At 59.7% G+C, this 12,036-nt stretch carries 16 protein-coding genes; 9 read left to right on the top strand and 7 right to left on the bottom strand.

What is annotated here, in order from left to right; translation table 11 throughout:
- Nucleotides 1-255, bottom strand: a 255-nt coding sequence (locus JFU58_RS04870; RefSeq protein WP_207198230.1) for an SDR family NAD(P)-dependent oxidoreductase, incomplete at its 3' end; no start/stop codon positions are given.
- Between the two features lie 109 nt (nt 256-364).
- Here JFU58_RS04870 and JFU58_RS04865 point away from each other — a divergent pair.
- Complete coding sequence (locus JFU58_RS04865; RefSeq protein ID WP_093198162.1) at nt 365-805, top strand: winged helix-turn-helix transcriptional regulator; 441 nt, start codon at nt 365-367, stop codon at nt 803-805.
- Here the strand turns inward: JFU58_RS04865 and JFU58_RS04860 are convergent.
- Both JFU58_RS04860 and JFU58_RS04855 read right to left on the bottom strand, forming a co-directional pair.
- The gene (locus tag JFU58_RS04860) at nt 800-1,333 is read right to left on the bottom strand and encodes a hypothetical protein (RefSeq protein ID WP_063031123.1); all 534 of its coding nucleotides are present in this window, start codon (nt 1,331-1,333) and stop codon (nt 800-802) included. The two genes, JFU58_RS04865 and JFU58_RS04860, sit on opposite strands and share 6 nt — an antisense overlap.
- A gap of 46 nt (nt 1,334-1,379) precedes the next feature.
- Nucleotides 1,380-1,541, bottom strand: coding sequence for a DUF2986 domain-containing protein (locus JFU58_RS04855; RefSeq protein ID WP_081253170.1), 162 nt, complete (start codon nt 1,539-1,541; stop codon nt 1,380-1,382).
- Between the two features lie 145 nt (nt 1,542-1,686).
- Between JFU58_RS04855 and JFU58_RS04850 the strand changes: the two genes are divergently transcribed.
- From JFU58_RS04850 to JFU58_RS04840, 3 genes are all read left to right on the top strand, one after another.
- Nucleotides 1,687-2,313 carry a glutathione S-transferase family protein gene (locus JFU58_RS04850; RefSeq protein WP_201139976.1) on the top strand — a complete coding sequence of 209 codons (627 nt, stop codon included), beginning with the start codon at nt 1,687-1,689 and terminating at the stop codon, nt 2,311-2,313.
- Nucleotides 2,314-2,408: 95 nt separating this feature from the next.
- Nucleotides 2,409-3,035 carry a LysE family translocator gene (locus tag JFU58_RS04845; protein ID WP_093198167.1) on the top strand — a complete coding sequence of 209 codons (627 nt, stop codon included), beginning with the start codon at nt 2,409-2,411 and terminating at the stop codon, nt 3,033-3,035.
- A gap of 15 nt (nt 3,036-3,050) precedes the next feature.
- On the top strand, nt 3,051-3,617 hold the full coding sequence (locus JFU58_RS04840; RefSeq protein WP_201139975.1) for an ATP-binding protein: 567 nt from the start codon (nt 3,051-3,053) through the stop codon (nt 3,615-3,617).
- A 147-nt stretch (nt 3,618-3,764) separates the two neighbouring features.
- On the opposite strand, the gene JFU58_RS04835 is transcribed toward JFU58_RS04840, so the two are convergent.
- Nucleotides 3,765-4,499 carry an SDR family oxidoreductase gene (locus JFU58_RS04835; protein ID WP_201139974.1) on the bottom strand — a complete coding sequence of 245 codons (735 nt, stop codon included), beginning with the start codon at nt 4,497-4,499 and terminating at the stop codon, nt 3,765-3,767.
- 240 nt (nt 4,500-4,739) lie between these two features.
- On the opposite strand from JFU58_RS04835, the gene JFU58_RS04830 reads away from it, so the two are divergent.
- Nucleotides 4,740-5,657, top strand: coding sequence for an AraC family transcriptional regulator (locus JFU58_RS04830; RefSeq protein WP_201139973.1), 918 nt, complete (start codon nt 4,740-4,742; stop codon nt 5,655-5,657).
- A gap of 49 nt (nt 5,658-5,706) precedes the next feature.
- On the opposite strand, the gene JFU58_RS04825 is transcribed toward JFU58_RS04830, so the two are convergent.
- Nucleotides 5,707-6,159, bottom strand: a complete 453-nt coding sequence (locus tag JFU58_RS04825) for a winged helix-turn-helix transcriptional regulator (RefSeq protein WP_026077702.1) — start codon at nt 6,157-6,159, stop codon at nt 5,707-5,709.
- 141 nt (nt 6,160-6,300) lie between these two features.
- Here JFU58_RS04825 and JFU58_RS04820 point away from each other — a divergent pair, with 141 nt between their 5' ends.
- From JFU58_RS04820 to JFU58_RS04810, 3 genes are all read left to right on the top strand, one after another.
- Nucleotides 6,301-7,251, top strand: coding sequence for an SDR family oxidoreductase (locus JFU58_RS04820; RefSeq protein ID WP_201139972.1), 951 nt, complete (start codon nt 6,301-6,303; stop codon nt 7,249-7,251).
- Nucleotides 7,248-7,799: an NADPH-dependent F420 reductase gene (locus tag JFU58_RS04815; RefSeq protein WP_242488219.1), complete on the top strand. Its 552-nt coding sequence runs from the start codon at nt 7,248-7,250 to the stop codon at nt 7,797-7,799. Before JFU58_RS04820 ends, JFU58_RS04815 begins: the two co-directional genes overlap by 4 nt.
- Before the next feature lie 251 nt (nt 7,800-8,050).
- Nucleotides 8,051-9,547, top strand: a complete 1,497-nt coding sequence (locus JFU58_RS04810) for a methyl-accepting chemotaxis protein (RefSeq protein ID WP_177072132.1) — start codon at nt 8,051-8,053, stop codon at nt 9,545-9,547.
- A 14-nt stretch (nt 9,548-9,561) separates the two neighbouring features.
- Here the strand turns inward: JFU58_RS04810 and JFU58_RS04805 are convergent, their stop codons facing one another.
- Nucleotides 9,562-10,425, bottom strand: coding sequence for a sensor domain-containing diguanylate cyclase (locus tag JFU58_RS04805; protein WP_177026551.1), 864 nt, complete (start codon nt 10,423-10,425; stop codon nt 9,562-9,564).
- Between the two features lie 298 nt (nt 10,426-10,723).
- On the opposite strand from JFU58_RS04805, the gene JFU58_RS04800 reads away from it, so the two are divergent.
- Nucleotides 10,724-11,305: a helix-turn-helix domain-containing protein gene (locus JFU58_RS04800; protein ID WP_201139971.1), complete on the top strand. Its 582-nt coding sequence runs from the start codon at nt 10,724-10,726 to the stop codon at nt 11,303-11,305.
- An 18-nt stretch (nt 11,306-11,323) separates the two neighbouring features.
- On the opposite strand, the gene JFU58_RS04795 is transcribed toward JFU58_RS04800, so the two are convergent.
- On the bottom strand, nt 11,324-11,932 hold the full coding sequence (locus JFU58_RS04795; protein ID WP_017475278.1) for a LysE family translocator: 609 nt from the start codon (nt 11,930-11,932) through the stop codon (nt 11,324-11,326).
- Nucleotides 11,933-12,036 lie beyond the last annotated feature (104 nt).

The raw sequence follows: 12,036 nt of genomic DNA, 5'->3' as shown, positions 1-12,036 counted from the left end.
GTTATTCACCAGCGTATCGAGCCCAGGGAACTGACCGGTGACTGCCGCAAACAGCGTTTGGATGCTGGCGGGGTCGCGCACGTCGCTTTGAAACGTGTGCAGACTCGGCAGCAGTTGCCGCGCCTCGTCCAGTCTGTGCTGATCGCGGCCCGTCACGATCACGGTATTGCCTCGTGCCACAAGCTGGCGGGCAAGCTCAAGCCCGATACCACTCGAACCTCCCGTCACTAGCACTGTTCGTCCGGTCATCTTCATCGAAACTCTCCACTGGTGGGTCACACGCAAGAAGCTTGAGGGATACACTGGCCTTAAGTAAGTAGGCACCCAAAAGATCTATACGCACCTGAAAGAGAGTGTCCAACGAATGAACAAACACCCTGGCTTTACCGACGAGCAGATTGCCGCCGCCCAGTTTTATGCCCGGCAAACGCCCCCGAAGGACCTGGACCCACGGATCGCGCCCCTGGTGACCGACCTGATAGGTCGCGTTGCGGACAAATGGACCATGCTGATTCTTGAAGCCTTGATCGAAACGACGCCTCTGCGCTTCACGCGCTTGAGTGAGCGAGTCGGCGGCATCAGCCAGAAGATGCTGACGCAGACCTTGCGAGGAATGGAGAGGGACGGCCTGGTGGTGCGCAAGGTCTACCCCGTCGTACCGCCGAAGGTCGAATACAGCCTGACAACCCTCGGCTTTACGCTGGGTTCCGCCTTTTGTGGCGTGTGGGTCTGGGCGGCTAACAATCTGGAGGAGATTGAACAGGCACGAGCGGATTTCGATCTACGGTGCAACACCGAGTCATAAGGCCGCAAAGTACTGGAGCACCTCTCCAATCCCGTCAATATCAGGAGCCTCGCTCACGGCGGCTTGCGGGCTGCACCATGGGTAACTCAGGCGGGACACCCAGCTCATCACGCTCCCCAGGTCTGACGCCGGCAGTGTCTTCATATGCTCTATGGTAATCGTCAGCCTTTCGACCAGCCCCGCTTCGGCATTGAACTGCCATTCATACACCCCACACCCAACACGGACTTCGCCGGAGTTCTTATCGGACATCCCCACCAGCCATTTGCACAGATAGGTGTCGGCCCCCTCTTCAGGCGGCTGCCCCAGGCAAAACGTATAGACGTTTTCAAAGGTCTGCCCGAATCGCCGTACCAGCACGTCGCCGATGCCGGCAACCCCTTCAACGTGGGGCGGGAACGAGATGGAACCGGTGCGCACTACCATGTCCAGGGTCGCCTCCGGAACAAACGCCCGGCTGAGCAAATGCGGACGGTTGCCGTCCTTGGCGAGTATGTAGTGCTGAATCGCAAGTTGAGCAGTGTTCATGGTTTTTCCGTCGATTCCCTATCGGATGATGCTTAGGCCTTCTGGATCAACTCTCAGAAGAAACAGCTGGCTCATCAGCGGATTCAGCAGCCAGTTTCAATCGGTCTGCTTTACTGATGTACTTGTCCTTGCGGGCGGGTGCCAATTTGGCGCTGGCCTTTTTGGCCTTGGCCTTGAACAGCTGCTGTAGTTTCTTTTGACGATTCATGTGGTTTATCCGGTTTGTAATCAGTGCTTGCCGCGGTGATTATCCATCTTTCATGCCTTTATCGAAGCACATTTAATTCACGGCACTCCACAGCGCCACAGCGGTCTGTCCCTATACGCCCCTATTCTCGCCCAGCGGAGCCACCATGATCATTGTCCACCACCTCAACAACTCCCGTTCGCAGCGTATCCTGTGGCTGCTCGAAGAACTCGGCCTGCCTTACGAGCTCAAGCGCTACCAGCGCGACCCGAAAACCAACCTCGCGCCACCGGAACTCAAGGCCATCAATGCCCTGGGCAAATCACCGGTGATTCAAGACGGCCCCCACGTAGTGATCGAGTCCGGCGCCATCATCGACTACCTGATTCGCCGCCACGGCCACGGCCGCCTGCAACCCGATCCTGCCACGGCCACCTATGACGAATACGTGCAGTGGCTGCACTTCGCGGAAGGTTCGGCCATGCTGCCGCTGATGCTCAACCTCTACGTTGGGCGCCTGGGTGAAGCAGGTGCGCCCTTGCACCTGCGTATCGAATCCGAGGTCGCGAACTACCTGGGTTATCTGGACAACGCATTGGGGCTGACGCCGTACCTGGTGGGTGACGAATTGACTGGCGCGGATATACAGATGAGCTTCATCGGCGAAATCGCCAGGGCCCAGGGCAAGTTGCAGGCGTACCCGAATGTGGCGGCGTGGGTGCAACGCTTTCAGGCAAGACCCGCGTATCAAAAGGCCCTGGAACAGGGTGGCGAATACGCGTTCGCGAAGTAAAAGACCAGGCGGTTCCGGCGGGTGCCCATCTGTGTTGCGTTAATCCCCGGGATAAGGATTACTGTAGGACGCATCCGGCTTTGAGATAACACAGCATGTTCGAACTCGCCCCCATCCTGACGTATGTCGCCGTGGTCATCGGCCTTTTCCTGATCCCAGGCCCCGCCGTGCTATTGGTGATCACCCGCACCCTCCAGGGTGGCCGCAAGGTCGGCATTGCCACCGGACTGGGCGTGGCCTCGGGCGACCTTATCCATACGCTGTGTGCCGCGTTGGGCCTGTCTGCCATCCTGATGACCTCGGCCGTGGCGTTCAACGTGGTCAAAATCGTCGGCGCCTGTTACCTGATCTACCTGGGCATACGCGCGTTTATGGCCAAGCCTGGCGCAACCACGCGCAAAGACCTGCCCACGGTGACTTCGACCCAGGCGTATTTCCAGGCGGTGGTTGCCGAAGTGCTGAACCCGAAAACCGCGATTTTCTTCCTGGCCTTCCTGCCGCAATTCATCCACCCGGAATCCGGTTCTTCCCTGGCGCAGTTCGCGGTGCTGGGGTTGATCTTTTCGGGGCTCAGTGCGGTGTACACCACGCTCATCTCGGTCTCTATTCGTCCGTTGAGCAAATGGATGGTGGGCCTTTCAAGGCTGCGCCGCTGGGAGGGAAAGATCATCGGTACTCTGTTTTTGGGGCTGGGGCTGAAAATAGCGCTTCAGCAGCGCTAAGACCGGCGGATACTCATGCGGATCTACATCACAGGCGCCTCATGTGCAGGCGTGACCACGCTGGGCCGTACCCTCGCCTCTTTGCTCAGCCTTCGCCATCTTGATGTCGATGACTTCTATTGGCTGCCCACCAACCCTCCTTTTACAACCAAGCGCCCGCCCGATGAGCGCGTGGCCCTGATTCAGCAATGCTTCGGTGATGACGGTTGGATACTCACCGGTTCTTGTATGGGTTGGGGAGATGCACTGATCAACGACGCCGACCTGATTGTGTTTGTCGCAACGCCTACCTCGGTTCGTCTTGAACGCTTGGCTGCACGTGAAAAGGCGCTCTTCGGAGATCGAATCGCGCCAGGCGGCGACATGTATGAAATACATGTGGCCTTCCGGAAATGGGCATCCCAGTACGACGACCCGACCTTTGCCGGACGCAACAGGGCGTGGCACGAGCGCTGGATGTCGCAGCAAACAGTACCGATTGTCAGAGTGGACGGGTTGAACAGTACTGAGGAAATGGCGGCGAATGTCATGCATGCATTGTCGCAAGGCATCGCAATAGCTCGAAACCAAGAAGGTGACTGAGCCGCGAGGCAAATAGCCCAACGCGGGGCTGGGCTGTTCCAAATGCCACTTTCGCCAGCTGCCATTCGTGACGTGCCGCAATCGGACGAGAGCAGCCGTTCATGAACGACTGCCTGCGAACTCAAGCATGCCATCCATCCGAACGGCTCAGTGTGGGCTGGCGGTCGGACGAACCACAATCTCACTCACATCCACATCGTCGGGCTGTTCGATGGCATAGGCGAGTGCTCGCGCAATGGCGTCTGCGTTGATAGCCACGCGCCGGTAGGCTTTCATTACCTCGCGGGCTCCCTCATCGGAAATCGTATCGGCCAGTTCGGACTCGACGACGCCCGGGCACACCACGGTGACCCGGATCTTGTCCGTTTCCTGTCGCAGGCCATCCGAGATTGCCCTGACTGCGAATTTGGTCGCGCAGTACACCGCAGCTGTCGGAGAGACCGCAAGACCGCCGATCGAGGAAATATTGATGACCTGGCCGAACCCTTGCGCCTCCATGCCCGGCAAGACGGCGGCAATACCGTGCAGCACCCCGCGAACGTTGACATCGAGCATCTGGTTCCACTCGTTGACCTTCAACGAAGCCAAGGGAGACAAAGGCATCACGCCCGCGTTGTTGATGATCACGTCGACCTTTCCATGTTGCGCCTTGGCGAACGCCACGAACGCCTGCATGGACTCCAGATCCGTAACGTCCAGTGCGCTGGCACTTGCCGAGCCGCCTTCGGCCTGGATCTCGCGCACCAGTTTGTCCAGCCGCTCGGTACGGCGGGCACCGAGTACCACCCGTGCGCCTTTGGCGGCGATCAGCCTGGCCGCCGCTTCGCCAATACCACTGCTTGCACCGGTAATCAGGACGACTTTGTTTTGAATGTTCGACATATCCGTAGCTCCTGCTGTATGCATTGAAGTTCAGCATCGACCGCCGATGGCGCGGACGTTGCTGCGGGGTACGTCGAAAAGATTAAGGGTACGGGCCTGATCGACGCGTGCCAAAACCTGCGCAACTTTTGCCTATTCGTGTCTGTGCACGCGACTGGGCGTTACGACGGGCTCGTGGTAAAAACAAGAGTGCCTGGAACCCCCAGGCAGACGCTCATGAATACGTGTGAGAGCCTTGAAATGGAACAGCACGATGCTTTCATCCTTCAAAACACAGCCATCTACCGTGATGAGCTGATTCGCCTGCTGACGCAACGGTTTACGGCGCCCGGGGCCTATGAGACCGCGATAGCGCCCTTGCAGGTCATTCGCCTGGACGCGCCCTCGGAAATTATCCATACCGTCCATAAGCCGGCACTTTGCCTGATCGTGCAGGGGCAAAAAGAAGTCGGCCTGGGTGACGACCGTTATCTGTACGACCCGCTCAATTACCTGGTGGTATCGGTGACACTTCCGGTTTCGGGTCGCGTGCTGATGGCCAGTCCGGAGGCGCCCTACCTGTGTATCCGTTTTGATTTCGAGGCCACGGAAATCGCTCAGGTCATCGCCGATGCTCCCCCGACGGGCGTGCCGGACGAGCCGGAGCTTGGCCTTTTCCTTGAAAAAGTCGACGTGCCGCTGCTGGAAACAATGCTTCGCCTGGTACGGCTGCTGGAGACGCCGAAGGACATCGGCATGCTGGCTCCGCTCGCCCTGCGAGAGCTGTATTACCGCCTCCTGCGGGGCGTGCACGGACGCCGCCTGTATGAGCTTGCACTCGGTGATTCGCAAACGCGTCGGGTAACCCGGGCAATCGATTGGTTGAATAACCATTACACCCAACCCTTACGCATCGAAGAACTCGCCCGGGTAGCCAATTTGGGCAGCTCTACGTTGCATCATCGCTTTAAGGCGGTGACAGCCATGAGTCCGTTGCAGTATCAGAAACAACTCCGTCTGCAAGAAGCCCGCCGTCTGATGCTCGTCGAAGGCCTGGATGTGGCGAGTGCCTGCTATCGAGTAGGCTACGAAAGCCCATCGCAATTCAGCCGAGAGTACAGTCGCCAGTTTGGGTGTCCGCCCTCCAGAGACACCAATCGAGTTTGCCGCCCTGCGTGAAAGTCTGACGGGCTGCCTGCGGCTGCAACGATACCCGCTCGCAGCCGGCTCATTCGTTAGCCGCTGGAAAGATGCATCCGCCCCCACGCAATAGCGCTTTCACCTCTTCGATCACCTGTGCGGGGCTTTGGCTCAACTGCTCAAAGAGCGTTGAGTCCGGACGCACGTACGATTGCGAATCGTGCTTCGCGCTCCACAAGACGATGTTCAGCAGGATCGGAATGAGGTCTATGCCTTTCTCCGTCAACCCATAAAAATCCTTGCGCCGGTCATCGGGGTTGGGCGCCTTCGAGAGAATGCCCTGCTCCTCAAGAAAGGCAAGGCGAGAGGCCAGGACGTTGGTTGCGATTCCCTCTTCCGATTTAAGGAATTGGCCGTAGGTCTTTTTCCCGGTAAAGACGATGTCGCGGATGATCAGCAGCGACCACCGATCGCCAAATACCTCCACGCCGTAATTCACTGCGCAGTGAGACCGAAAGGTCTCTTTTCGTGTGGTTTTCATTGCCGAACTTTAGCATCACTTGCACATCACAAGTAAAATTTCAGCTTTTCACTTGCTTTATACAAGTGAAAAGCCCAGCATGATTTCCACACCTGATGCAGTCGCCGAATGGTTCGACGCTCTGCCCATGAGAGAACGCATATGCACGTTTTTATTACTGGCGGCACCGGCCATTCCGGTCCGTACGTCATCTCCGACCTTATCGCTGCCGGCCATGAGGTCACTGCCCTGGCTCGGTCCGACAAGGCTGCGGCGCAGGTTGCGGCGCTCGGCGCCAAGGTACGTCGCGGCAATCTCGAGGACCTCGACGGGCTCAAGGAGGCGGCCGCTGCCTCGGACGGCGTGATTCACCTCGCGCACCGGCAGGACCTGATTCCAACCGGCGGGATCAACGCCGTTGCGGCCGCAGAGCTTGAGATCATGCTTGCCTATGGCGAAGCACTGGCCGGAAGCGCAAAGCCGTTGGTCGTGTCTGGAAGCGTCGGCTCACCCGGGTGGGCGGGCCTGGGTCGGCCGGCCACCGAGGAGGATCCACCCCTTCCCGGCGGCGATCCGTACAAGAACACCCTGCGGGTTCGGAACATCGTGGAAACCACGGTGATCGGTCTGGCCGAAAAAGGCATACGGTCTTCGATCGTGCGGATCCCCGAGATCATGCACAGCGCCACCGATAACGCGGGCTTCCTTCCGTTGTTGATCGGGCTGGCCAAGGAAAAGGGGGTCGTCGGTTACCCCGCAGAGGGTGCCAACCGTTGGGGGGCCGTGCACGCACGTGACCTCGCCACTGTGTTTCGCCTGGCGCTGGAAAAAGGCGCACCGGGCAGAAGCTGGCATGCAATCGCCGAGGTGGCTATCCCCTACCGTCAGATCGCCGAAGCCATTGCCAGCCGGTTGAACCTGCCGGCCGTGTCTATTCCCGCAGACGTGCTGATGTTGCCTGGCTACTTCGGGTTCCTTGCGAATCTGGTCACGCTGGACACCCCGACATCGAACGCCATCACGCGCCGGGGGCTTGGCTGGGAACCGACCCAACCCGGACTCTTCGCCGATCTGGATAGCGGCCATTACTTCCCGGCCGGAGACCGCACATGAGCACGATCAGCATCATCGGTTCGGGAGGCATGGCCACGGCGATCGCCGGCCGGATCGCCAAGGCCGGACACACCGTCGAGGTGGTCAGCCGCGATCCCGCCAAGGCACGGGCGCTTGCCGACAAGCTCGCTTGCGGAGCGATCACGGGGACTTACGGCGCCATTCCGGCGGGCGACATCGTCATTCTCGCCGTACCCTACACCCATGCGGTGGCGGTCCTGGCCGACTTCGGGAAAGCGCTCGACGGCAAGGTGATCATCGACATCACCAACCCGGTCGCTCCCGATCTTACTGGCCTCGTTACCCCCACGGCAGTTCCGGCGCGCAGGAGATCGCCAAGCTCGCCCCGGCCAGCGCGCAGGTCGTCAAGGCGTTCAATACCCTTTTCGGTCACGTACTGGCCAAGGATAAACGCCTCGATGCGTTCATCGCGGCGGACGATGCAGACGCCAAGGCGCGCGTCTCGACCTTCCTCGAAAGTCTCGGGCTGCGTCCGCTGGATGTCGGCGGCCTGCAGATGGCCCAGACGCTCGAGTGGCTCGGTCTGATGATGATCGGGCTGGCTAAAAACGGTGCCGGCACCTGGGACATATCCATGAACGTCGATATCGGCTGAATCTGTTGTCCGATAAGTACCGCTTTTGACCGTTATCCCCTCTAAAGCCCCTCCCACCCATGCCGATAACCTCCTGGCATCAATCAATCCGAGTTCCCTTACAGCTGATTCGCTCCCCCGCATGCGCGTGTGGCACGTCGCATGCTTGCCTGATCCTGGCCAGACCACATGGAGTACGAGTGAATGCCCGCGCAAGCCCGTTTCATCGAGCACTACCGCAAAGCCGACCGCATCATGCTCGCCCTGATCTGGCTGATGGCCCTGTTTTCCCTGGGCCTGGCGTTCTGGCACGACACGCTGCTGCAAGCGCTCATCATTGGGGGCGGCACCAGCGTGGTGCTGACCCTGGCCTATCGCATCATAGGCGGCACTCGCCTGATGCGCTGCGCGCTTGGCGTTGGCCTGATGATCATGGCGGCATTGCACATCAACCAGGCTGAGGGCGTCATCGAATCGCACTTCGGTATCTTTGCACTGCTGGCGGTGCTGACCTTCTACCGCGACTGGCTGCCCATCCTGGTGGCCGCCGCCACCATCGCGGTGCACCACGTGGTGTTCCATGCCTTGCAGCACCAGGGTTTCCCGGTGTTTGTGATGGAGCATCACGGCGGCTGGAGCATGATTTTCGTCCACGCGTTCTACGTGGTGATGGAGACGGTCGCCCTGCTCTACCTCGCGGTTCACAGCCAGAAAGAGGCGGTAGAAAGCCAGGAAATGCTCGAAAAGATGCTCGCCGTCACCACCCAGTTCAGCGGTGAGGCCGCCAAGGGCAGCCCGGAAAAAGTTCATGTCTCACTGGCGACGCGTTTCGACCACTTTCTGACCCAGATCACCGGCCTGATAGACGGCGTCGCCCGTGACTCCCACGGCCTCGGCCAACTCGGGCAGGAACTGGCCCACGCCAGCGGCACCCTGGAAAAAGGCGCGCGCCATCAACTGGCGGAAATCGCGCAAATGACCGATTCCATGCAGCGCATGGAAGACGCCATGGGCCACATCGCCGTGCACGTCGAACAGGCCGTCGACCACGCGGGTCAAGCCAGTCAGCAAATCATCCGTGGCCAGGAAAGCGTCGGTCGCGCCCAGCAGGAAATCACCCAGCTCGCCACCCGCCTCCACGACACTAACCAGACGGTCGAAGGGCTGGCCGTGCAAGCCGAGCAGATCGGCTCGGTGCTGGAAGTCATCAGCAGCATCGCCAACCAGACCAACCTGCTGGCCCTCAACGCCGCCATCGAAGCCGCCCGCGCCGGTGAGCAAGGACGCGGGTTTGCCGTGGTCGCCGATGAGGTACGCAGCCTGGCGCAGCGCACGGCGGTGTCGACCCAGGAGATCAAGACGATTATTGAAGGCTTGCAACACGGCAGCCGGCAAGCGGTTGAAGCCATGCACGATAGCCGCCAAGGGGTGGAACGCTGCGTGGAAGACAGCCAACTCGCGGTGGAGATGCTGCGGGCGGTGGGCAATGATATTTCGCAGATTGATCAGCTCAATGGGCGGATTGTGTCGACCACCCGTGAGCAATCCACGGCAAATGTGGAGATTGTGGGACGGCTGCAATCAGTGCAGAGCATTGCCCAGAACACCGCGCAGGATGTGGAGACGCTGGCCAGGAGCAGTGAGCGATTGCCGCCGATTGCGGTGCGGCTGGATGCACTGGGGCGCAGGTTTCATCAGTAGAGGCCTGACTCAGGTCACTCACCTGCAAACCGATTTCTTTTTACCCGGTACATCTCGCCGTCCGCATGGCTGAGCAGCGTGTCGGCGTCTTTCCCGTCCGCGGGATAAAACGCCACGCCAATACTGCAGGACGGCATTTTCACCGCGCCAAACTCAGCGCTCAGCGGCTCGGCCATGACGGCGAGTATCTGCGCGACTTTTGCGGAAACGGCGTCTTCCGACTGGATGTCCGTCAGCAGCACCGTGAACTCATCGCCGCCCATTCGCGCCACCAGGTCGCTGCCACGCACACAGCCTTCCAGCCGCCGTGCAATCACGCAGAGCACGCGATCGCCGATGGCATGGCCATGCACATCGTTGATGCACTTGAAGTCATTGACGTCCAGAAACAGCAGCGCCAGCTTGCTGTTGTGCCGCAGGGCCCCTTGCAGGGCTGTGTCCAGTCGATCATTGAACAGCGATCGATTGGTGAGGGCCGTCAGCGAGTCATGATGGGCAAGGAAACGTAGCTCTTCCTCTGCTTGTGTCAGCGCCGTGATGTCCCGCGCGACACCAATCCGCGCGCCCACTTCTTCAGACCAAAAGGCCGCCCACAAAATGTGCACCACGCTGCCATCCTTGCGCAGGTAACGGTTGCGGAAGTCGACGTGGGGCTTGCCATTCATGACCCGCACAATCGAGGCGCGGGTGCGCGCCAGGTCTTCGGGGTGCATATAGTCGGTGATCAGAGTGCCGGTCAGTTCGTCGGCGCGGTAACCGAGCAGCGCTTCGCAGGCATCACTTACGAAGACAATCAGATTGTCACTGTCGACCACAAACACCGTATCCAGCATGAGGTGGATCAGTTTGGGATAGAGGGCTTGCAGGTCAACGGCCATAAGTGATGGAGCGTCTGGTTCATATGGCTCCGATCATAGCCCGATCACCATGGATGGCAAAAAGGAATCATAGCGGCCCGCAAAATAGCCCCAGGCAATGTTGTTGAACCAGATGCGTCGCCACCAGCAGGCTGCGCCACCCTTCGAGGTCGTAGGACAGCGCCTGCCAAAGCAGCCACGGCCAATAGCATACAAACCAGATCATTCGGCGACTCGGATTTTATAATGAACGAATGATTGCTATGCTGAACAACGAACACCAAGGCGTCAACCTGATTCAGGATTATTTAGAGAACAAATGACCGACATAACGAACAATTCATTCAGCAACAACACGAGCCGAATCGACCTCTTGGCCCTGTCGATCAAACGCGAGCGCCAGTCAGCCGGGCTTTCATTGACCGAATTGGCGAAACGCGCCGGAGTGGCGAAGTCCACATTGTCGCAACTGGAGTCCGGGATCGGTAACCCCAGCATTGAAACCCTGTGGTCGCTGGCCACGGCGATGGGGTTACAGGTGACCCGGTTCTTCGAACAACCCCAGCAGCACCTGCGGGTGATTCGTGCCAACGAGGGTCTGACCACCTATGCCGAAACCGCCCACTACGCGGCAACACTGCTTGCGGATTGTCCGGCAGGCATGCGGCGCGACATCTACCGCCTCAAGGTCCAGCCCGGTGAAGTGCGCCTGTCGCAGCCCCACCCTTTCGGCACCGTAGAGCACGTAGTGCTGTGCAGCGGCAGCGCGAATATCGGCCCGGCCAATGAGCCCGTGCTGCTATACGCCGGCGACTACATCAGCTACCTGGCGAATGCGCCCCATGTGTTTGAGGCACTTGAGGCGGATACCACGGCGGTGATGGTGATCGAGCACCCTTGACGGGGTGGGCATGTGCCCTCAGGCATGGATAGGCAGGGCCAACCCAAACAGTACGAAGAACCCGCCACAGACTTTATTGAACCGGCGCCCGGTTCGAGCCAGCCAAGGCCGGACCCGGTGCGCAGCGCTCGCCACCAGGTATTCAACGATGAACTCCACCACGGCGTAGGTCAGCGCGATGGTGATCGTCTGCGCGATGATGCTGCGGTGGGAATCCAGGAAAGGTGGAATAAACGCCGTAAACAGCAGCAAGGCCTTGGGGTTTGAAATCGCTGATACCAGCCCCTGACGGAACAGCGACCAGCTCCGCGAGCTGGTTGCACCGGTCGCCTCAAGGCTGACCGGTGCCGCCCGCCACAGCCCGAAGCCCAGCCAGATCAGGTACAGCCCGCCGGCCACCTTCAACGCAAAAAACCAACTGGCCGACGCCTGGATCAGCGCCCCCAACCCCAATGCGCAAAGCGACAGCACGATGGCAAAACCGAGCACGCCACCGGTGATGGTGAACAGCGTCTTCCGATTGCCGTGAAGCGCGCCATGGGTCAGCGCCAACAACGCATTGGGCCCCGGCACCACCGCGATGCCGAAGCAGGTAGCCAGGTAAAGCAGCCAAGTATCAAAGGGCATGATCCGATCCAGTAGGTGTGAGCCAGGCCAGAATCTTGCGGGTGAACAAACAGTCATGAAAAGCGCATAATTCACGTCACAGCCATTCGATTAACGAATAGAGG

The organism is Pseudomonas sp. TH34 (assembly GCF_016650865.1).
Taxonomy (GTDB): Bacteria; Pseudomonadota; Gammaproteobacteria; order Pseudomonadales; family Pseudomonadaceae; genus Aquipseudomonas; species Aquipseudomonas yamanorum.
The sequence above is the reverse complement of the archived record's forward strand: the minus strand, read 5'-3'. Positions and strand labels throughout refer to the sequence as shown.

What these genes read in the sequence shown, in the direction of transcription:
- JFU58_RS04845 (WP_093198167.1), top strand. Translation starts at nt 2,409, where the DNA reads ATGTTCGAACTCGCCCCCATCCTGACGTATGTCGCCGTGGTCATCGGC.
- JFU58_RS04855 (WP_081253170.1), bottom strand. Translation starts at nt 1,541, where the DNA reads ATGAATCGTCAAAAGAAACTACAGCAGCTGTTCAAGGCCAAGGCCAAA.
- JFU58_RS04865 (WP_093198162.1), top strand. Translation starts at nt 365, where the DNA reads ATGAACAAACACCCTGGCTTTACCGACGAGCAGATTGCCGCCGCCCAG.
- JFU58_RS04830 (WP_201139973.1), top strand. Translation starts at nt 4,740, where the DNA reads ATGGAACAGCACGATGCTTTCATCCTTCAAAACACAGCCATCTACCGT.
- JFU58_RS04800 (WP_201139971.1), top strand. Translation starts at nt 10,724, where the DNA reads ATGACCGACATAACGAACAATTCATTCAGCAACAACACGAGCCGAATC.
- JFU58_RS04820 (WP_201139972.1), top strand. Translation starts at nt 6,301, where the DNA reads ATGCACGTTTTTATTACTGGCGGCACCGGCCATTCCGGTCCGTACGTC.
- JFU58_RS04850 (WP_201139976.1), top strand. Translation starts at nt 1,687, where the DNA reads ATGATCATTGTCCACCACCTCAACAACTCCCGTTCGCAGCGTATCCTG.
- JFU58_RS04805 (WP_177026551.1), bottom strand. Translation starts at nt 10,425, where the DNA reads ATGGCCGTTGACCTGCAAGCCCTCTATCCCAAACTGATCCACCTCATG.
- JFU58_RS04815 (WP_242488219.1), top strand. Translation starts at nt 7,248, where the DNA reads ATGAGCACGATCAGCATCATCGGTTCGGGAGGCATGGCCACGGCGATC.
- JFU58_RS04810 (WP_177072132.1), top strand. Translation starts at nt 8,051, where the DNA reads ATGCCCGCGCAAGCCCGTTTCATCGAGCACTACCGCAAAGCCGACCGC.
- JFU58_RS04835 (WP_201139974.1), bottom strand. Translation starts at nt 4,499, where the DNA reads ATGTCGAACATTCAAAACAAAGTCGTCCTGATTACCGGTGCAAGCAGT.
- JFU58_RS04840 (WP_201139975.1), top strand. Translation starts at nt 3,051, where the DNA reads ATGCGGATCTACATCACAGGCGCCTCATGTGCAGGCGTGACCACGCTG.
- JFU58_RS04860 (WP_063031123.1), bottom strand. Translation starts at nt 1,333, where the DNA reads ATGAACACTGCTCAACTTGCGATTCAGCACTACATACTCGCCAAGGAC.
- JFU58_RS04795 (WP_017475278.1), bottom strand. Translation starts at nt 11,932, where the DNA reads ATGCCCTTTGATACTTGGCTGCTTTACCTGGCTACCTGCTTCGGCATC.
- JFU58_RS04825 (WP_026077702.1), bottom strand. Translation starts at nt 6,159, where the DNA reads ATGAAAACCACACGAAAAGAGACCTTTCGGTCTCACTGCGCAGTGAAT.